Here is an 18,159-nt window from a genome sequence, read left to right on the forward strand (position 1 = left end):
TGCTGTAACGTCGATGACGGCAAGAGCACCCTGATCGGGCGCCTGCTGCACGACTCGAAGATGATCTACGAAGATCATCTGGAAGCGATCACCCGTGACTCGAAGAAAGTCGGCACCACCGGTGACGACATCGACCTGGCGTTGCTGGTCGACGGCCTGCAGGCCGAGCGCGAGCAGGGCATCACCATCGATGTCGCTTACCGCTATTTCTCCACCGCCAAACGCAAATTCATCATCGCCGACACCCCCGGCCATGAGCAGTACACCCGCAACATGGCCACGGGTGCGTCCACCTGTGACCTGGCGATCATCCTCGTCGACGCCCGTTACGGCGTGCAGACCCAGACCCGTCGCCACAGCTTTATCGCCTCCCTTTTGGGGATCAAGCACATCGTCGTCGCCATCAACAAGATGGACTTGAAGGGCTTCGATGAAGGCGTGTTCGAGTCGATCAAGGCCGACTACCTGAAGTTCGCCGAAGGCTTGAAGATGAAGCCGACCAGCATGCACTTCGTGCCGATGTCTGCCCTCAAGGGCGACAACGTGGTGAACAAGTCCGAGCGCTCGCCTTGGTACAAAGGCCAGTCGCTGATGGAAATTCTCGAGACCGTGGAAGTGGCGGGCGACCGCAACTTCACCGATCTGCGTTTCCCGGTGCAGTACGTCAACCGTCCGAACCTGAACTTCCGCGGTTTCGCCGGCACACTGGCCAGCGGCATCGTCAAGAAGGGCGACGAAGTCGTGGTGCTGCCGTCGGGCAAGAGCAGCCGCGTGAAGTCCATCGTCACTTTCGAAGGTGAGCTGGAGCACGCCGGTCCTGGTCAAGCGGTGACGCTGACCATGGAAGACGAAATCGACATCTCCCGTGGCGACCTGCTGGTGCATGCCGACAACGTGCCGCCGGTCACCGACAGCTTCGAAGCGATGCTGGTGTGGATGGCTGAAGAGCCGATGCTGCCGGGCAAGAAATACGACATCAAACGCGCCACCAGTTACGTGCCGGGCTCTATCGCCAGCATCGTCAACAAGGTCGACGTGAATACCCTTGAAGAAGGCCCGGCGAGCGCGTTGCAGCTCAACGAAATCGGCAAGGTGAAGATCGCGCTCGACGCGCCGATCGCCCTCGACGGTTACGAGAGCAACCGCACCACTGGCGCGTTCATCATCATCGATCGTTTGACCAACGGCACTGTCGGCGCCGGCATGATCGTCGCGCAACCAGTGGCTCATGGCACGGCTTCGCACCACGGCAAACTGGCCCACGTTGCCACCGAAGAGCGCGCTCAGCGTTTCGGTCAGCAACCGGCCACCGTGTTGTTCAGCGGTCTGTCGGGCGCGGGCAAGAGCACCCTGGCCTACGCGGTTGAACGCAAACTGTTCGACATGGGCCGCGCGGTGTTTGTGCTGGATGGCCAGAACCTGCGTCACGACCTCAACAAAGGTCTGCCACAGGATCGCGCCGGCCGCACCGAGAACTGGCGTCGTGCCGCGCACGTGGCGCGTCAGTTCAACGAAGCGGGCCTGCTGACCCTGGCAGCGTTCGTTGCGCCAAGCGCTGAAGGTCGCGAGCAGGCCAAGGATCTGATCGGCAAGGATCGTCTGCTCACCGTTTACGTGCAGGCCTCGCCGGCCGTGTGCGCCGAGCGTGATCCGCAAGGTCTGTACGCGGCTGGCGGCGACAACATCCCGGGCGAATCCTTCCCGTACGACGTGCCGCTGAACGCCGATCTGGTGATCGACACGCAGTCGTTGAGTCTGGAAGACAGCGTCAAGCAAGTGCTGGATCTGCTGCGTAAACGTGGCGCGATCTAAGCAATAAAGCAGCGACAAGCTTCTAGTTTCAAGCTGCAAGAAAAAGCCCGCCGATGAGTAATCTTCGGCGGGCTTTTTTGTTGTCTTGAGATTGCTATCGCTGGCAAGCCAGCTCCCACAGGGATTTTCAGCGCACACAAAGATTGTGTAACGCAGAGAAACCTGTGGGAGCTGGCTTGCCAGCGATGAGGGCGGATCAGGCGCCTGAGGACTTCGCTGGATATTCGCGGTGCATCTGTTCCAGCAACGCATCCTTGTCCAGCCACAGCTGATTGATCCAGCCCTGGAATTGCAGGCGATATTCGCCGTCCTGGTCGTAGTTCTTGCCAATGAACTGCTGCGGGATCTTCAGCTCTTCAAAGTGCACCACCACATCGCGCACATTGCCACACAGCAAATCCCAGAAGCCCGGACGGCCGCCCGGATAGTGAATGGTTACGTTGACGATCGACTCGAGTTGCTCGCCCATCGCATCCAGCACAAACGCGATGCCGCCAGCCTTGGGCTTGAGCAGGTATTTGAATGGAGATTGCTGCTGCGCATGTTTGCCTTCAGTGAAGCGCGTGCCTTCGACGAAGTTGAAGATCCCCACCGGGTTGTTGCGGAATTTCGCGCAGGTCTTGCGCGTGGTTTCCAGGTCTTTGCCTTTCTTTTCCGGGTGCTTTTCCAGGTAGGCCTTGGAATAGCGCTTCATGAACGGAAAGCCCAGCGCCCACCAAGCCAGGCCGATCACCGGCACCCAGATCAGCTCCTGTTTGAGGAAGAACTTCAGCGGCTGGATTTTCCGATTGAGCACGTATTGCAGCACCAGAATATCGACCCAGCTCTGATGGTTGCTGGTGATCAGGTACGAGTGCTTGTAGTCCAGGCCTTGCAGCCCGCTGATGTGCCAGCGCGTGCGCCGCACCAGGTTCATCCAGCCTTTGTTGTTGCTGATCCACGCTTCATGCGTGTGGCTCATCAACCAGAGTGAGGCACGCCGGGCGAGGTCGAATGGCAGCACTTTGATCAGCGCCACACAGAACAGAAACGAGCACAGCAGAATCGTATTGAGTGCCAACAGCAGCGAGGCGATCACGCCGCGCAACGGTGCAGGTAGAAAATCCAGCATTTACACATCCATAGGTCGGTTGGCGGCTTGAATCGCGGTGAGGGCGATGGTGTAGACGATGTCATCGACTTGCGCGCCGCGCGGCAAATCATTCACCGGTTTGCGCAGGCCTTGCAGCATCGGCCCGAGGCTGACGCAATCGGCGCTGCGTTGCACGGCTTTGTGCGTGGTGTTGCCGGTGTTCAGATCAGGGAAGACGAACACCGTGGCGCGACCGGCCACCTGGCTGTTCGGCGCCAGTTGCCGGGCAACCTCCGCGTTGGCGGCAGCGTCGTATTGCAGCGGGCCGTCGATCAGCAGCGAGTGCTGTTGTTCGTGGGCGAGCAGGGTGGCTTCGCGGACTTTCTCGACTTCTTCGCCGGTGGCCGATTCGCCGCTGGAGTAACTGATCATTGCCACGCGCGGGGTAATGCCGAACGCCGCAGCCGAGTCGGCGCTTTGCAGGGCAATCTCCGCCAGTTCCACGGCGCTTGGATGCGGATTCATCACGCAGTCGCCATACACCAGCACTTCTTCCGGAAACAGCATGAAGAACACCGACGACACCAGCGTGCAGCCCGGTGCGGTTTTAATCAGTTGCAGGGCCGGGCGGATGGTGTTGGCGGTGGTGTTGATCACGCCGGACACCAGTCCGTCGACTTCATCCAGCGCGAGCATCATGGTGCCGATCACCACGGTGTCTTCCAGTTGTTGCTCGGCCATCGGCGCATTGAGGCTCTTGGTTCTGCGCAGGGCCACCATCGGTTCGACGTAGCGCTCGCGGATCAGGTCCGGATCGAGAATCTCCAGCCCCGGCGGCAGCACGATGCCTTGGGCGCGGGCCACCGCTTCGACGTCTTCGGGTTTGGCCAGCAAGACGCAACGGGCAATTCCGCGTTCCTGGCAGATCGCCGCCGCCTGCACGGTAAACGGCTCGCTGCCTTCGGGCAGAACGATGCGCTTGTTGGCGGCTTGGGCGCGCTGGATCAGTTGATAGCGGAATACGGCAGGTGACAGGCGCATTTCCCGTGGCGTGCCGCAGCGCTGGTGCAGCCAGTTGGCGTCGAGATGGCTGGCGACGAAGTCGGTGATGATCTCCGCACGCTCGCGGTCGTCGATCGGGATTTCCTTGTTCAGGCCATTGAGCAAGTTGGCGGTGTCGTAGGAGCCAGTGCTCACCGACAACACCGGCAAACCGGCCTGCAACGCGCCACGGCACAGATCCATGATGCGCGGATCGGGCAGGGTGTCGCTGGTCAGCAGCAGACCGGCCAGCGGCACGCCGTTGATCGCCGCGAGGCTGACGGCGAGGATGATGTCGTCGCGATCGCCCGGTGTCACCACCAGCACGCCGGGCTTGAGCAGCTCGACGGTGTTGCGCATGGTGCGTGCGCAAATGATGATTTTGGTCATCCGCCGGGTTTCGTAATCGCCGGCGTTGAGCACCTGCGCGCCCATCAGGTCGGCGACGTCGCGGGTGCGCGGCGCGTTGAGTTCCGGTTGATAGGGGATGCAGCCGAGCAGGCGGAAATCACCGCTGCGCAGCAATGGCGAATGTTCTTTCAGACGCGCGGCGAAGGCGTCCATGCTTTCTTCGGTCTTGACCTTGTTGAGGATCACACCGAGGACTTTCGGGTCTTTCGGGCCACCGAACAATTGCGCCTGCAATTCGACACGGCCGGAGAGTTCGGCCAGCACTTCGTTTTCCGGCGCCGAGACCAGAATCACCTCGGCATCGAGGCTTTTGGCCAGGTGCAGATTGACCCGTGCGGCGTAGCTGGCGCTGCGGGTCGGCACCATGCCTTCCACCACCAGCACGTCCTTGCCGACGGCGGCCTGTTGATACAGGGCGATGATTTCTTCGAGTAACTCATCGAGCTGACCGTCGCCGAGCATCCGCTCGACGTGGGCCAGGCCCAGCGGTTGCGGCGGCTTCAGGCCGTGAGTGCGCGCCATCAGTTCAGTCGAGCGCTCGGGGCCGGTGTCACCCGGATGCGGCTGGGCAATCGGTTTGAAGAAGCCGACTTTCAAGCCCGCTCGCTCCAATGTACGCACCAGCCCGAGGCTGATGGAGGTCAGACCCACGCCAAAATCGGTGGGGGCGATAAAAAAAGTTTGCATGCGAATTCTCTAAAGTTGCATGGCAATGGCGTCAGCTTATGTCTGGCTGACTACCGAAATTCAGTCGCCAAGGTTATCGCTAACCGAGCCTTGCGCGCACCAACCACAGGCAAAGGGTTGGCCTATTTTTTCAATACGTTGCGTCGGGTCCAGCACCCAGGCTCGCGATTGCCATGGCGGCTGATGACGCAAGTGTTGGGTGTGGCCGCAGGAAAGCTCGGCCACCCAGTGACCTTCCTCGTCCTGATGAAAGCCGGTAATGGTCGAATCCCGTTTGTCCGGGTTGTGTTCGCTTTCGCGCGATTGCTTCGCTAAACTTGGCCTTTCTATATTCTTATGCAAAAGGTCTCGCCCCATGCTGATCGCCGCCAATAAGGCTGTCTCCATCGACTATACCCTCACCAACGACGCTGGTGAGGTCATCGACAGCTCCGCCGGCGGCGCTCCGCTGGTTTACCTGCAAGGTGCAGGCAACATCATCCCGGGCCTGGAAAAAGCTCTGGAAGGTAAAGCTGTTGGTGATGAGCTGGAAGTTTCCGTTGAACCGGAAGACGCTTACGGCGAATACGCCGCTGAACTGGTCAGCACCCTGAGCCGCAGCATGTTCGAAGGCGTTGACGAGCTGGAAGTCGGCATGCAGTTCCACGCTTCGGCGCCGGACGGCCAGATGCAGATCGTCACCATTCGTGACCTGGACGGCGACGACGTGACTGTCGACGGCAACCACCCACTGGCCGGTCAGCGCCTGAACTTCAAAGTGAAGATCGTTGACATCCGTGATGCCAGCCAGGAAGAAGTCGCTCATGGTCACGTCCATGGCGAAGGTGGCCATCACCACTGATTTCTGCGCTAAGCTTTCGAGAACTGGAGAGGCGCCTGCGGGCGCCTTTTTAGTCCGCGGCTGTCCTTGGTGGCCTCGCCAAGTGGCTGTTTCGAGTAGAACACGGGAATCCTGGAGTCCGTCATGAGTGCTTTTCACGACCTTAAGTTGACAGCCCTGGATGGTCAGGAGCTACCGCTGGCACCGTTCAAGGGCCAAGTCGTGCTGGTGGTCAACGTCGCCTCCAAGTGCGGCTTGACCCCACAGTATGCGGCGCTGGAAAACCTCTATCAGCAATTCAAAGGCCGAGGCTTCAGTGTGCTGGGCCTGCCGTGCAACCAATTTGCCGGTCAGGAACCGGGCACCGAGCAGGAAATTCAGGAATTCTGCAGCCTCAACTATGGCGTGACGTTTCCGTTGTCGAGCAAGCTTGAAGTCAACGGTCACGATCGTCATCAGCTCTACCGCTTGTTGGCGGGCGAGGGCGCGGAGTTTCCCGGTGACATCACCTGGAATTTCGAGAAGTTTCTGCTCGGCAAGGACGGCCGGGTGCTGGCTCGATTCTCGCCGCGCACGGCGCCGGATGATCCGACGGTGATTGCCGCGATCGAGAAAGCGCTGGGTTAAATCGCCAAAGATCAAAAGATCGCAGCCTCGGCAGCTCCCACAGTGATTGCCGATGCTGCGATCTTTTCGTTTCTATCCCTTAATCATTCAAATCAATAGTGCTGTTCAAAGCTTGCAACGCTTCATATTATCGACGTCATAAAGTCATTCCCTGTGGAGCCTTCCAATGCCGGTTCAAGCCTTGTTCAAACCGTTTCATCTCGGAGCCCTCGAACTGCCGACCCGCGTGGTCATGGCGCCTATGACCCGTTCGTTTTCTCCAGGCGGCGTGCCTAATTCGAAAGTCATCGAGTACTACCGCCGTCGCGCAGCGGCCGGTGTCGGCCTGATCATCACCGAAGGCACCACCGTCGGCCACATTGCCTCCAATGGTTATCCGAACGTGCCGCAGTTCTTTGGTGATGCGCCATTGGCCGGCTGGAAGAAAGTTGTCGATGCGGTTCACGCCGAGGGCGGCAAGATCGTTCCGCAGTTGTGGCACGTGGGCAGCGTGCGGCGCATCGGCACCGAGCCGGACGCCAGCGTGCCGGGTTACGGCCCGTCGGAAAAACTCAAGGACGGTCAGGTCGTCGTGCACGGCATGAGCAAACAAGACATTCAGGACGTGATCGCCGCGTTCGCTCAAGCGGCTAAAGATGCACAAAACATTGGCATGGACGGCGTGGAAATCCACGGCGCTCACGGCTACCTGATCGACCAGTTCTTCTGGGAAGGCAGCAACCAGCGCACTGACGAATACGGCGGCAGCCTGGCCAACCGTTCGCGTTTTGCCATCGAACTGATTCAAGCCGTGCGTGCGGCGGTCGGTGAAAGCTTTCCGATCATCTTCCGCTTCTCGCAGTGGAAGCAGCAGGATTACACCGCGCGTCTGGTGCAAACCCCGGAAGCGCTGGGCGAGTTCCTCAAGCCGCTGTCCGACGCTGGCGTGGATATTTTCCACTGCTCGACGCGGCGCTTCTGGGAGCCGGAATTCGATGGCTCCGATCTGAATCTGGCCGGCTGGACGCGCAAACTGACTGGCAAGCCGACCATCACCGTTGGCAGTGTTGGTTTGGATGGCGAGTTCCTGCAGTTCATGGTCAACACCGACAAGGTTGCGCAGCCGGCCAGTCTGGAGAAACTGCTGGAGCGCCTGAATAAAGAGGAGTTCGATCTGGTAGCGGTGGGGCGTGCGCTGCTGGTCGATCCGGACTGGGCGCTGAAAGTGCGTGAAGGGCGTGAGCAGGACATTCTGCCGTTCAGCCGTGAGGCGTTGATGACGCTGGTTTAAGCGTCGCTCTCACTGACGCTATCGCTGGCAAGTCGAAACGTCGCACCGCAGCTCCCACAGGTTTTGCGGGTGTTCACAAAAATTGTGTTCATCACAGCCCCTTGTGGGAGCTGCGGTGCGACGTTTCGACTTGCCAGCGATGGCGGCTTCAAAATCAGCGAAGACCTAAGGCAGGGTCTGTGCATTCGGCACAACCTGCTCCCCCACGCACGCCCCACGCAAATGACTTTCAAACTGCTCAATCACCGCTGGCCAGCCTTGGCGACTTGCATGCTGCCGCGCATTGAGCCGCACGCAACGCAACGTTTCGTCCTCCTCCAGCAACCACGCCGCTGCATCGCAAAACGCGTCTTCATCGCCTGGCATTGCCAGCACGCCGTTGTAGCCATGGCGAATATGTTGCGCCGCCGCTGCCTGATCGTAAGCCACGACACCCAGCCCTGAAGCCAGCGCTTCCAGCACCACATTGCCGAAGGTTTCCGTCAGGCTTGGAAACAGGAACATATCACCCGACGCATAGTGCGCCGCCAAGGCTTCACCGCGTTGCGAACCGCAGAAGATCGCCTCGGGCAGATCCTTTTCCAGTGCCATGCGTTGCGGCCCGTCACCGACCACGATGAGCTTCATATTGCGCTGTGGATAAGTGCTGCGCAGTTTTTCAAAGCTGCGTTTGAGTAAACCAAGGTTTTTCTCTGGTGCGAGCCGTCCTACATGAATCACCGCAATGTCACGCTCGCCCAGTCCCCATTGCTCACGTAAAGCGTTCAGCCGTTTGGCTGGATGAAATAACTGGCTGTCCACACCTCGCGACAACAACGCCAGACGCTCGAAATGCCGGCGCTCCAGTTCCAGGCGCTGACTGACGCTCGGCACCAGCGTCAGCGCCGAACGGTTGTGAAACCAGCGCAGGTAATGGGTCAGCATCCGGGTCAGCAGACCGAGGCCGTATTGACTGGTGTATTGCTGGAAATTGGTGTGAAAGCCGCTGACAACCGAAATCCCCAGTCGCCGCGCCGCGCGCAACGCCGATAAACCGAGCGGGCCTTCAGTGGCGATATACAGCACATCCGGGCGCTGACGCTTCCAGCGCCGCAGCAGTTTGTGCATCGACGACTGACCCCATTGCAAGCCCGGATAACCGGGTAACGGCCAGCCGCGACACAACAGCAGCGCATCATCTTCACTGCGCTGCGGATCATCGGCCTGACGCGGACGCACCAGTTCGACGCGATGCCCGCGCGCGCGCAGTCCATCGCACAAGCGGCCAAGGGTATTGGCCACGCCGTTGATTTCCGGTGGGAAGGTTTCGCTGATCAGAGTGATATGCAGAGCTGTCGTCATGACCTTAGTGTCGGCTGAGGCCATGTCTTCATTGTGTCGAGTTGATGATGGATTGATGACAGATGCTTATCTGTCTGCCTAAACCTTTGGCCTATGCGGTCGTTAGCTTTGGCTTAAACTCTTTTTCCAGGAAAACGGCTGTGTCCGAGAATGCTTATGCGCCGGCTGAGGCGCAACTGTTGGTTGCGGGTGAACAAACTCCAGAGTTTTATGTTGTCGCACGGTGGAAGTTCATTCTGCTGTCGATCCTCAGTTTTGGCCTGTATTTCTATTTCTGGATTTACAAGAACTGGAGCCTGCACAAGCGCAGTACTCAACAAGAGCTATGGCCGTGGGCGCGAGCTTTTTTCTATTTGTTTTTTGTGCATCAGCTTTACCGGCTCGCCAAAAAACGAATTCTCGACAGGGGCGGTAAATCCAATTGGGATCTTGAGCAGTGGGCGACAGTCTTTGTCGTATTGACCGTAGTCGCGCACATATTCGAAAAGCTTCCCAAGCAGATTCCTGAGCTGAGTTTTCTTGGTCTTGTCGCCTTGGTCATGTTGCCGATAAGAGTTTATGTCGCGAGCGAAGGTCAACAACTGATCAATTTGGCTGCGAACGACCCGCAAGGCCTGAGTAACAATCGCCTCAACGCCTGGAACTTGCTGATCATCCTGCCAGGCGTTGCGGTGTGGTTGTTGGTAGGGCTGTTGTTAGCTGGCGTTTACCCCTGAGTTATCAGGATTAAAGACTGGAGGCTCAGGCTTTTTCCTGAGCCAGTGCCTCGGCGCCACGCTCACGCACCCAGAACAGCGTTGCCCCGGCTACAGCAGCCGGCATCATCAGGATGTTGACCAGCGGAATCAGCAGCACCAGATAAACAATCCCGCCGAAACTCATACTCTGCCAGCGCTTCTGGCGCAGCCAGGCGAGCATTTCGTTCCAGCCAAGTTTGTGGTTGTCCGCCGGGTAGTCGATGTACTGGATCGCCATCATCCAGACGCCGAACAACAGCCAAAGCGGTGCGGCGATGATGTTCACCACCGGGATGAACGAGAGGATGAACAGGCCGATGGCCCGTGGCAGGAAGTAGCCGAGTTTGCGCATTTCCCGGGCGAGGGTGCGCGGGATCATTTCGATCAGTTCACCCCAGCTGAACGCCGGGAAATCATCGGTGCCGCGCACCACCACTTCGACTTTTTCCGCGAGGAAACCGTTGAACGGCGCGGCGATGATATTGGCCAGCATGGTGAAGCTGAAAAACACCATCAACGCCACCAGCACCACGAACAAGGGCCAGAGGATGTAGCTGAGGAAACTCAGCCAGTCGGGCAGCGAGGGCATCAGCGTATCGACCCACAGGCTGAACTGGTGGCCGGCCAGATAGATTAATCCGACGAACAGCACCAGATTGATGGCCAGCGGCAACAACACGAACAGTCGCAGGCCGGGGCTGAGGACCAGTTTGAGGCCTTCGCGAAGGTATTGCGGGCCGGACAGAACAGGGGCGGGCATAAGGTGCTCCGAGCATAGGGAAAACGCGCCGACCTTACCGACTTTGCAACAGCTGCGAAAGCACGGTAGAGCGATCGACATTCACTGTAACAAAGATCAGAGGAACGCTATTCGTCAGTGAATCGTTTACCGTCCGCTCTCAAAGCTCGAAGCGAATCCGCGATTCACGGCGTTGTGCTGGTGGTAACGCTTCTCCGCGTTTTACGGCGGCCAGTAGCTGCTCGACCCCTATATGAACGGCATCGGCCTGCACGTTGCACGGTTTGAAATCCGCGACATTGTCGAGGCCTTGGCGGTGCGCCTGAATGATTTTCACGTCCTGGCGAATCACGATGTGGGTGTACAGATGAATGAAAGGGCGCAACAGGCCCAGTACCCAGCGAGGTAAGCGGAAGCGGTAGGCGATGTAGGTGTAGACGCGCGACTGGCGCGAATCGATGGGCGTGATCTGACTGATGATGAAGAATGCCGAACGCTCGCCCCACCGATAGTCGCAGCGGGTGACGTTGGGCGCAAAAAAACGATCGGTGTGCACCAGCGGCTCGCCGTCTGGGTTGCTCAGCCAGTCCATCAAACCGATCTTGTCGCCGTCGTCGTGATACGTCACTTCAATGCTCTGCGCTTTACACGCCAGCGTGGCTTCCATCGTTCGCCCGCTGCTGGAACGGAAAATACCCTCGTGGACAAAAACAGTGTGTGGCACATCCATGAAGTTCTGCACGAGGCTGCCGACGTCGGCCTCGAAGGTGTTGATCATGAAATAGGACTGCCAGGGTTTTTCGCCGTAGACCGGGAGCTTGAACACGGTTTTGCTTTGCGGGTCACCCGTGCCGGTGTAGACCCAGACCAGTCCGTCCTGTTCCTGCACCGCAAAGTGACGCTGGCGGTAGCGATACGCGGGGGATGTCGACGAGTACGACTTCTCGCCGACGCTGGGGATATGCACCACTTGCCCCTGAGCGTTGTAGCGCCAGCCATGATAAGGGCACACCAGGCAATCGTCGGCAATCTTGCCCGCCGACAGGCGCGTGCCGCGATGCACGCACTGGTCGAGCAATGCGGCTACCTGGCCGTCACGCTGGCGGAAAAGCACCAGGTTCAAGCCTAGAATCTTCGCCCGGTAAGGTCTGTTTTTGCGCAGTTCTTTCTGTGCGCACGCCACATACCACTGTTCGAGGGTGCCATCGTCGGGCGTCTCGAGGAGGTTGTTCAAAGGTGCCGACATGAGCTTTCCGTCAGAGCGAGAAGGGCTTCGGCTGTTTCCAGTCGATTGATAAGCGAACGCGGCTTGAAGTCGCCCGCACGAATGCCGCTCGACTCCGCCGCCTGTTGCAGCACCTGCGCGAGCTGATCAGCGCCGCCGTCGAGCAGGCGCACCTGCACCGGTCCCAGTTGCCCGAGCTGGCGTGCCTGGCCGTAATGAAAGGCGTCGGACAGTGCCGCCTCGATCGTCAGCGCCAAAGCACTGGCATCAAGGTCTCGGGACATCGCCACCAGCGCCGTGTAATGCGGTGGCGAAGCATAGGCATTGGGGATCAGACATGCGCCAGCCTGGGTGGTCGGGCAACGCTCGAACAGGTTCTGCACGACGTGTTCATCGAGTTTTTCTCCGACCAGATCACTGGTCCCCGTGGCACGTCCCACAAACTCGACCCGTGGCGTGGCGCCCGACATGCCGACGACGCGGACCCGATCGCCCAAAGCGTAGCGGTACAAGCCGCCACCGGTGCTCAGCAGCACCTGCGCCGTTTCGCCCAGACGTAACGAATGAGCGTGGCGCAGGCTGCCGTCTTCGCAAAGAAATTCCAGATAATGGCTGCCGATCGCCAACGGGCAACCCGGTCCGTCGCCGAAGGGAACACTCACGACGCCTTCGGTGGCAAACAGACTTTTTGGTAGCCACTGTGCCTGCGGAAAACGCGCGGCCAGTTGCGTGAAGTAATGGCGACTCGGACCTTCCATCCAGCAACTGACGGCGGCCAGGCGTGGCCATAACTCGCTGCAGTCACCCTGGGCGCGCGCGCGGCGTAACGCCGAGCGGCGCGGCGCGGGGAGCGCGGCCTCCAGCCATGCAAACGTCTGCAACTGTTCGGGTGTTTCGGCGTCGAACAGTGGCTGTAACAGGCTGGTCAGAAAGGTCGGGCTCCATACGCTGATAAAGCTCAAATCAGCATCGGCCAGCAAGGCCAGCAGGGTCTGGCGGCGCCATTGCGACAGTGCACCGTTAAACTCTGGAATCAGCAACGTCCCTGCCAGACCGGCCAGATGACTGCCGCTCAAATACTCCAGATCACTGGCCGAGCCGAGACAAATGCCATTGGGCCCGGCGACGGGCATTTGCAGGGGCGGCGACATCGACCAATAACTCGAGCCATGACTGATGCCCGGCACCTGGCGATGCATGTCGGCGAGCCACACGGTCAGCGCGCTGTGCATTTCTGCGAGGAAGGCGCGCGTATAGGGAATCGCTTTTTGCAGCGCGCTGTTGCCGCTCGTACGCTCGAAAAACAGCGGTGTGGCGGTGGTCAGAATCGCTGCGGATTCATGTTGAGCGCGCTCGATCCACGGCTGCAGTTGTGCGTAGGTGTTGACCGGTACGTTATCGCGAAACTGCGACGAGTCCTGCAGTCGGGCAAAGTGGTGGGCGCGGCCGAATGCGCAATCACGATTGGTTTCGAGCAGGCGCTGCAATAAGCGTTCTTGCGTTGCTTGCGGTTGCTCGAGTTGCGCGTGCCATTGATCGAGTGTCGGCTTGGCGTGCTCGAGGAAGGTCTGCCACAGCGCGCGTTTGACATCCATGTTGGCGCTCATCAGAAGTAGGTCTTGTCCAGTTGCGTCAAGTCATCGGGTAACCGCTGGGGCGGCAGGAAAACCAGCAGCCAGCCATACCAGAGTGGCCGGGTTTCCTTCAGGTTGGAGGCCTCATGCATTTGCTGCCAATGCATGGCCGAGTGCCGATGATGAGTGAGGTTATAGTTGAAGTTTAGAAACGCCCAGCGAACCAGTCGCGGGGCGCGCATGTTATAGGCGCCCTCGACGACATCCAGCGGCGTACGCATGTGGTACACCCACTGCAGCGACGACCAGGAAAATGCAAAAGCGCTATAGGTGATGAGCACAACGTGCCACGTCCACCCCAGCAACAGTCCGATCAATAACCACGCGGCGACACCGGCAATGACTTCGTAGCGGATTCGTTTGAAGTCGGCGCTGGAGAAGTCCTTGAAGGCTGCGGCATAGGTGTTGACCTCTGCGGTTTGCGACCACTTGTCCGTGATGCGCGCCGGCAGCACCGGCAATAAAAGACTGCCGATAAACGCCGCCAACCAGATACCGCCCAGCACCGCGAAGTAGTACTCGATTCGTTTGCGCCACAGCGACTCACCCGCAACTGCAAAGTCGGCCAGCTCTGCGCGTGTGCGATTGCGGACGTGATGACCCAGGTGATTGATATGGATCAGCGTGGCCGAAGCACCAAACAGGGTAGAAGCCCACCACATGACAAAGTAGTTGAGTTTTTTGCGACTGTGCGCCAGTCCATGAAAGGACTCGTGCATCATCGAGAAGACACCTTGCATGACCAGACAAAACGGAATGAGCACCAGCCATTTGAGCCCGCCCGCATCGGTGTGGGACAGCCACGTCAGGGTCATACCCCAAACCAGCGTCTGCAGTGCCAGAACACACAGATTGCCCACGTCGAAACGACGCATTTGCGAAATGTCACTGGAACTGCGCATATGGGGTCCTTGAGAATGCTCGAGTCGAAAAAGTATACCGTCCTGACCGCTTTGCTAACGATCAAATGCTGACGCGGCGGAGCGATGAGGAACCGCAGAAAACTTTATGTCGTATCTAAAACGCCTTTTCAGCAGACGCTCGCTGACAAAATCCGTAAGTGCAGACATCCCCCGGCGTACCCTGCGGTTTGCACTTGATGAGCAGGTTCCTCGCTATTGGTACCGTGGCTGGCCTCATGTAACACGCTTTTTCGATGGCCTGTCGATCATGTTTCCACTTGGCGAAAAACTCTTCATCGACAGTGTCGTGCACTTTCGAAAGGCGATCGACGAAGATCCGGCGCTGGCCCAGGCCGTTGACGCGTTCGTTTATCAGGAAGCTTCGCATATCCGCGAACATCGTTCGTATAACCAGCTACTCGCGGCACAAGGCGCCCCGATTGATGCGCTGGAACAACTGCTGATGCGCCGCCAGGAGGTGGGCAACAAATTTTCCCCGGTGATGCGCCTGGCCATGACGGCCAGCCTGGAACATTTCACCGCGATCCTCTCCGATCAACTCTTGCGTCATCCCGCGATCCTTGAAGGCGCCGATACGAAGATGGCCATGCTGTGGCGCTGGCATGCGATCGAAGAAACCGAACACAAGGCCGTCGCCTACGATGTGCTGGGCGTGGTAGTGAGCAATCCGCTGCGGCGATACCTGATGCGTTGCGGGGTCATGCTGATCATGACGGGCTACTTTGCCATCGATGTCCTGTATTTCATTTACCGACTGGCAAGCAATGATGGGCAGCGTCGCAACGGGCGCGAATGGCTGCGTTTGCTCGGATGGTTATTCGTCCGACCCGGCCCACTGATCCGTGTGTTTCCGAAATGGCTGGCCTGGTTCATTCCGGGGTTTCACCCCAACCATCTCGACACCCGTGAAGCGTTGGCAACGGCGCGGCAAACCCTCGACGAATACGTTGGGCGCACACCATGAAAGGGCCTTCGGCGATGACACCCGCCTGGACACCTGAGGGATTTGCCGAGTGGTCACGGCATTTTCCGGCAACCGAATTCGTCGCGCCCGACGCATTGCTGGACTGCACGGAGCAATTTATCGCGTCCTGGCCCAAGCCCACGCTCAACCTTTCCCAGGACACGTTGGTGGTACTGGTGGCCGGGCTGTTTTCCGAATGGTTGCCCGGCTGTTTTCAGGATTGCGCGCGGACGTTGCGGCGCCGGGGCTATCCGGTTTTGCGCATGCCTGTGCGTTCCTCTCGGGGCGTCATGGCGCAAGGTCGACATATCAGTCAGGTGCTGACGGCCCGACTCAGGCAGGGGCAGCGATTTGTCGTGTTGGCGCACAGCAAGGGTGGGCTTGACGCGCTCGCGGCATTGGCACAGGACAAACTGTTGAGTCAGGCGTGTGACGGTGTGGTGCTGGTGCAACCACCTACAGGTCCGTCCACAGTCATCGATGACGTGTTGGCTTGCAGCGCAGGGCAGTCGAACCTCGACTACCCGTTTGATCGCCTTCGCCGGGTGTTGGCAAAAACCCGTTGGGTGGCCGCTGGCGCACGGGATATCAGCAGTCTGCGCGACCCGCACATCAGCGACCTGCTCAAACATTTGCCCGCCGACGTGCAATGCCTGCACGTGATCAGTTGGAGCGCCGTCCCCAGTTCGCGCTTCGATACCCATCATGCTCGCCTCAATGCGCGACGACCGGGTTGGGCCCATGACGGCCAGTTTTACCTCGAACATCAACGCATCGCGGGCATGCCGCAGATCTGCCTGCCCCGGCTCGACCATGGTCAACCGGTGCTGGGCGGCGGTGGCTTTGACGCCACGCGTTTCTGGTTGACGCTATTGGATGTCCTGCACGGTTGCGCTCAGACGAGATAGATTTCAAACCCTGGGATGCGCTCGGCATCCTGCGGCGTCAACGCCGTGGCATTGCCCACACAAGGCGCCGTGTACAAGTCCATGGCTATGGACACGGCGCGATAGCGCTTCATGGCCAGCCAGAATGGGTCATGGTCATACAGGCATAGTTGCATCAACGCGTACTGACCGCGAACGCGCATCCACGTCGCGTCCAGCAGTGCCGCAAAAATCTGCGGGTCGCGTTGTCGGACGTGCAAATGGGTCAGGTAAACGTCGCGCAGCGCCTCGCCGGGCGCGGCAATGGCGGGGCGCCCCAACAGCGGCGCACAGGTGTTGAACGCGAGGCGCAGGGCCTGGTGGGTCAGCGGCAAAGCCTCAACCACCACGCGTTTGATCCGCCCGGCATCCCAGGGCGCGACGCAGCCCAGCAGGTTGTCTCGGGTGTCCAGTGCCAGCAGAAATGACGAGAGGCCGAAGTCCGGCCAAGTCTCCAGGCGCCTGGCAAACAGCGCCTCACTGAAGACGTTGCCGAAGGGCTGATCTGCCGATTCCCGGTCTAGAAACGCGCGAAGTGCGTCGGCGTGACACGGCTGCGCTTGCACGATGCGCACGTGCTCCGGCGTTCGCGGGGTGCTTCCCCAGCCACGCTGGGCATACACGGCGACGTTGCTGTAGCCCCGCCAGTGCGCCAGCCCGAGTGGATTGGCGCGCCGTCCGCCGAGCAGTGACTGGGTGGCGAGACGGTTGTCGCGGATGACACAGCAATAGGCGTGCTGCACCCCCGTTTCACCGGCCAGTGCTGCAAGACGGACTTTGACCTCGGCCATCCACGACACCGACAGACGCCTATCGGGTACCAGCCGCAGGTCACCCAGATAGGCCACGGGCTGAATGTCGCCCTGAAGATAGCCCTCACGCACCACCAGGCTGGCGATGCCCTTCAGATCACCGGTTTCGTTCTCGGCCAGCCAGGTGCGATGGTCGCTGGCATGACAACGGTGCAGCGCAAAGTAGTCCGGCCCGCGATCGAAGCGCATTGGCAAACCACCCTGCATGGCCCGCTGCGCCTGAAAATCGAGCAACTGCCGATTGTCCGCCGCGCTGGCCTGGCGGATCAGCATGGTTGCACGGCGGCAAACAGACGCAGCGCCAATGGCCGAAGGTTTTCGGGGTGTAATTCACATAGACAGACCAGCTCATCGCCCGACGCATAACGAGGATTCTGCTGTAGAAAATACGCGACGTTTTCCAGGCGCAGGTGAGGGGCGGGGACGTGCGCCAGCTCGGTCGTCAAGCGACCTTGTGGCACTGTGAAAGACAGCACGCCCGTTGCGGGATCATAGGCCTCGCCGAAACGATCCACTGCCAGATAATCCGCCAGTGCCTTAACCGCAGGGTCCGTCACCACGCCAGCGCGGGGGGCGTAGTTCAACGCCATGGCGGCCAGATAACGGTAGGTGCGGTGACCCTTGCAGATCAGAAACCAGTACAGCGGAACGTCAGGCTGCTCCTGCCAGATCTCACCGGCCAGGCGCATCCACGCGAAAGCCAGTTGCTGGCTGCCCCAGTGTTCGCGGTCAATGATAGTGTCGCCGGAAAAAATCACCCTGATCGATTGCCCGCACCACGTGCGCTCATAGCGTTTGAGTGTGGTGAAACCGACGATAGTCTGATCCGCGCAACGCAACACGATGCAATGGGTCTTGTCCTGCAAATCCTGATCAAATTGCGGGCGAGAGATGTCGCAGTAGGAGGCGGAATAAATCTCGAACATCCGATTGATTTCATGTGGATGCAGATCGGAGCATTCAACTGACGTTGCGCTCAAACGCATGGAGATCCTCGGCATCGCAAGCAAGATGTCTGGAGTTTGGCGAGTTGAAAGGGTCAATGCAACGTAGACTTCCTTTCGTCGCTGTCATTTTCTGAAGGTGCAAACCTTGAATAACCGAGCAGAAATCGCCGT

General features: G+C 59.4%; 17 protein-coding genes. 7 read left to right on the top strand and 10 right to left on the bottom strand.

The features are described 5' to 3' along the window. Nucleotides 1–1,812, top strand: a 1,812-nt coding sequence (gene cysN, locus ACIONG_RS25660; protein WP_401303485.1) for a sulfate adenylyltransferase subunit CysN, incomplete at its 5' end; no start/stop codon positions are given. Between the two features lie 196 nt (nt 1,813–2,008). Here cysN and ACIONG_RS25665 read toward each other — a convergent pair. Genes ACIONG_RS25665 through ACIONG_RS25675 form a run of 3 tightly spaced genes read right to left on the bottom strand, consistent with a single transcriptional unit; the run spans nt 2,009 to nt 5,410 of the window. Further along, nucleotides 2,009–2,923 carry an acyltransferase gene (locus ACIONG_RS25665; RefSeq protein WP_103303102.1) on the bottom strand — a complete coding sequence of 305 codons (915 nt, stop codon included), beginning with the start codon at nt 2,921–2,923 and terminating at the stop codon, nt 2,009–2,011. Then, nucleotides 2,924–5,023: a phosphate acetyltransferase gene (gene pta, locus ACIONG_RS25670; protein WP_401303487.1), complete on the bottom strand. Its 2,100-nt coding sequence runs from the start codon at nt 5,021–5,023 to the stop codon at nt 2,924–2,926. It abuts the gene before it with no gap. A gap of 60 nt (nt 5,024–5,083) precedes the next feature. Then, the gene (locus ACIONG_RS25675; protein WP_401303489.1) at nt 5,084–5,410 is read right to left on the bottom strand and encodes a DUF3565 domain-containing protein; all 327 of its coding nucleotides are present in this window, start codon (nt 5,408–5,410) and stop codon (nt 5,084–5,086) included. On the opposite strand from ACIONG_RS25675, the gene ACIONG_RS25680 reads away from it, so the two are divergent. From ACIONG_RS25680 to ACIONG_RS25690, 3 genes are all read left to right on the top strand, one after another. Next, on the top strand, nt 5,379–5,864 hold the full coding sequence (locus ACIONG_RS25680) for a peptidylprolyl isomerase (RefSeq protein ID WP_095119463.1): 486 nt from the start codon (nt 5,379–5,381) through the stop codon (nt 5,862–5,864). The genes ACIONG_RS25675 and ACIONG_RS25680 overlap by 32 nt on opposite strands. A 123-nt stretch (nt 5,865–5,987) precedes the next feature. Then, on the top strand, nt 5,988–6,470 hold the full coding sequence (locus ACIONG_RS25685) for a glutathione peroxidase (RefSeq protein ID WP_213027566.1): 483 nt from the start codon (nt 5,988–5,990) through the stop codon (nt 6,468–6,470). Nucleotides 6,471–6,636: 166 nt separating this feature from the next. Next, nucleotides 6,637–7,740 (top strand): NADH:flavin oxidoreductase, encoded by a 1,104-nt coding sequence (locus ACIONG_RS25690; protein WP_213027567.1) that lies wholly within the window; start codon nt 6,637–6,639, stop codon nt 7,738–7,740. A 165-nt stretch (nt 7,741–7,905) separates the two neighbouring features. On the opposite strand, the gene ACIONG_RS25695 is transcribed toward ACIONG_RS25690, so the two are convergent. Further along, nucleotides 7,906–9,105, bottom strand: coding sequence for a glycosyltransferase family 1 protein (locus tag ACIONG_RS25695; protein ID WP_103303098.1), 1,200 nt, complete (start codon nt 9,103–9,105; stop codon nt 7,906–7,908). Between the two features lie 38 nt (nt 9,106–9,143). Here ACIONG_RS25695 and ACIONG_RS25700 point away from each other — a divergent pair, with 38 nt between their 5' ends. After that, entirely contained in the window at nt 9,144–9,797 is a 654-nt protein-coding gene (locus tag ACIONG_RS25700; RefSeq protein ID WP_401303492.1) for a hypothetical protein, read from the top strand. Between the two features lie 25 nt (nt 9,798–9,822). Here ACIONG_RS25700 and cysZ read toward each other — a convergent pair whose 3' ends face one another. From cysZ to ACIONG_RS25720, 4 genes are all read right to left on the bottom strand, one after another. Beyond that, on the bottom strand, nt 9,823–10,578 hold the full coding sequence (cysZ, locus tag ACIONG_RS25705) for a sulfate transporter CysZ (RefSeq protein ID WP_103303096.1): 756 nt from the start codon (nt 10,576–10,578) through the stop codon (nt 9,823–9,825). Between the two features lie 139 nt (nt 10,579–10,717). Continuing rightward, the gene (locus ACIONG_RS25710) at nt 10,718–11,803 is read right to left on the bottom strand and encodes a Rieske 2Fe-2S domain-containing protein (protein WP_401303494.1); all 1,086 of its coding nucleotides are present in this window, start codon (nt 11,801–11,803) and stop codon (nt 10,718–10,720) included. Then, nucleotides 11,788–13,389 carry a GH3 auxin-responsive promoter family protein gene (locus tag ACIONG_RS25715; protein WP_401303496.1) on the bottom strand — a complete coding sequence of 534 codons (1,602 nt, stop codon included), beginning with the start codon at nt 13,387–13,389 and terminating at the stop codon, nt 11,788–11,790. The genes ACIONG_RS25710 and ACIONG_RS25715 overlap by 16 nt, the downstream gene beginning before the upstream one ends. After that, nucleotides 13,389–14,318: a fatty acid desaturase gene (locus ACIONG_RS25720; RefSeq protein WP_213027570.1), complete on the bottom strand. Its 930-nt coding sequence runs from the start codon at nt 14,316–14,318 to the stop codon at nt 13,389–13,391. The genes ACIONG_RS25715 and ACIONG_RS25720 overlap by 1 nt, the downstream gene beginning before the upstream one ends. 106 nt (nt 14,319–14,424) lie before the next feature. On the opposite strand from ACIONG_RS25720, the gene ACIONG_RS25725 reads away from it, so the two are divergent. Together ACIONG_RS25725 and ACIONG_RS25730 are read left to right on the top strand one after the other, a co-directional pair. Next, nucleotides 14,425–15,303: a metal-dependent hydrolase gene (locus tag ACIONG_RS25725; protein ID WP_401303498.1), complete on the top strand. Its 879-nt coding sequence runs from the start codon at nt 14,425–14,427 to the stop codon at nt 15,301–15,303. A 14-nt stretch (nt 15,304–15,317) separates the two neighbouring features. After that, nucleotides 15,318–16,211 carry a hypothetical protein gene (locus ACIONG_RS25730; protein ID WP_315446886.1) on the top strand — a complete coding sequence of 298 codons (894 nt, stop codon included), beginning with the start codon at nt 15,318–15,320 and terminating at the stop codon, nt 16,209–16,211. On the opposite strand, the gene ACIONG_RS25735 is transcribed toward ACIONG_RS25730, so the two are convergent. Both ACIONG_RS25735 and ACIONG_RS25740 read right to left on the bottom strand, forming a co-directional pair. Continuing rightward, entirely contained in the window at nt 16,199–17,314 is a 1,116-nt protein-coding gene (locus ACIONG_RS25735) for a hypothetical protein (RefSeq protein WP_401303500.1), read from the bottom strand. The two genes, ACIONG_RS25730 and ACIONG_RS25735, sit on opposite strands and share 13 nt — an antisense overlap. After that, nucleotides 17,308–17,967, bottom strand: a complete 660-nt coding sequence (locus tag ACIONG_RS25740; protein ID WP_213028743.1) for a hypothetical protein — start codon at nt 17,965–17,967, stop codon at nt 17,308–17,310. Before ACIONG_RS25740 ends, ACIONG_RS25735 begins: the two co-directional genes overlap by 7 nt. Nucleotides 17,968–18,159: the final 192 nt, after the last annotated feature.

The organism is Pseudomonas sp. NPDC087817 (assembly GCF_044742875.1).
Taxonomy (GTDB): domain Bacteria; phylum Pseudomonadota; class Gammaproteobacteria; order Pseudomonadales; family Pseudomonadaceae; genus Aquipseudomonas.

Coding starts and splice junctions, on each gene's coding strand:
- ACIONG_RS25665 (WP_103303102.1), bottom strand. CDS start 2,923: ATGCTGGATTTTCTACCTGCACCGTTGCGCGGCGTGATCGCCTCGCTG.
- ACIONG_RS25700 (WP_401303492.1), top strand. CDS start 9,144: ATGCTTATCTGTCTGCCTAAACCTTTGGCCTATGCGGTCGTTAGCTTT.
- ACIONG_RS25730 (WP_315446886.1), top strand. CDS start 15,318: ATGACACCCGCCTGGACACCTGAGGGATTTGCCGAGTGGTCACGGCAT.
- ACIONG_RS25735 (WP_401303500.1), bottom strand. CDS start 17,314: ATGCTGATCCGCCAGGCCAGCGCGGCGGACAATCGGCAGTTGCTCGAT.
- ACIONG_RS25685 (WP_213027566.1), top strand. CDS start 5,988: ATGAGTGCTTTTCACGACCTTAAGTTGACAGCCCTGGATGGTCAGGAG.
- ACIONG_RS25680 (WP_095119463.1), top strand. CDS start 5,379: ATGCTGATCGCCGCCAATAAGGCTGTCTCCATCGACTATACCCTCACC.
- ACIONG_RS25740 (WP_213028743.1), bottom strand. CDS start 17,967: ATGTTCGAGATTTATTCCGCCTCCTACTGCGACATCTCTCGCCCGCAA.
- ACIONG_RS25695 (WP_103303098.1), bottom strand. CDS start 9,105: ATGGCCTCAGCCGACACTAAGGTCATGACGACAGCTCTGCATATCACT.
- ACIONG_RS25675 (WP_401303489.1), bottom strand. CDS start 5,410: ATGGAGACAGCCTTATTGGCGGCGATCAGCATGGGGCGAGACCTTTTG.
- ACIONG_RS25710 (WP_401303494.1), bottom strand. CDS start 11,803: ATGTCGGCACCTTTGAACAACCTCCTCGAGACGCCCGACGATGGCACC.
- cysZ (WP_103303096.1), bottom strand. CDS start 10,578: ATGCCCGCCCCTGTTCTGTCCGGCCCGCAATACCTTCGCGAAGGCCTC.
- pta (WP_401303487.1), bottom strand. CDS start 5,023: ATGCAAACTTTTTTTATCGCCCCCACCGATTTTGGCGTGGGTCTGACC.
- ACIONG_RS25690 (WP_213027567.1), top strand. CDS start 6,637: ATGCCGGTTCAAGCCTTGTTCAAACCGTTTCATCTCGGAGCCCTCGAA.
- ACIONG_RS25720 (WP_213027570.1), bottom strand. CDS start 14,318: ATGCGCAGTTCCAGTGACATTTCGCAAATGCGTCGTTTCGACGTGGGC.
- ACIONG_RS25715 (WP_401303496.1), bottom strand. CDS start 13,389: ATGAGCGCCAACATGGATGTCAAACGCGCGCTGTGGCAGACCTTCCTC.
- ACIONG_RS25725 (WP_401303498.1), top strand. CDS start 14,425: ATGTCGTATCTAAAACGCCTTTTCAGCAGACGCTCGCTGACAAAATCC.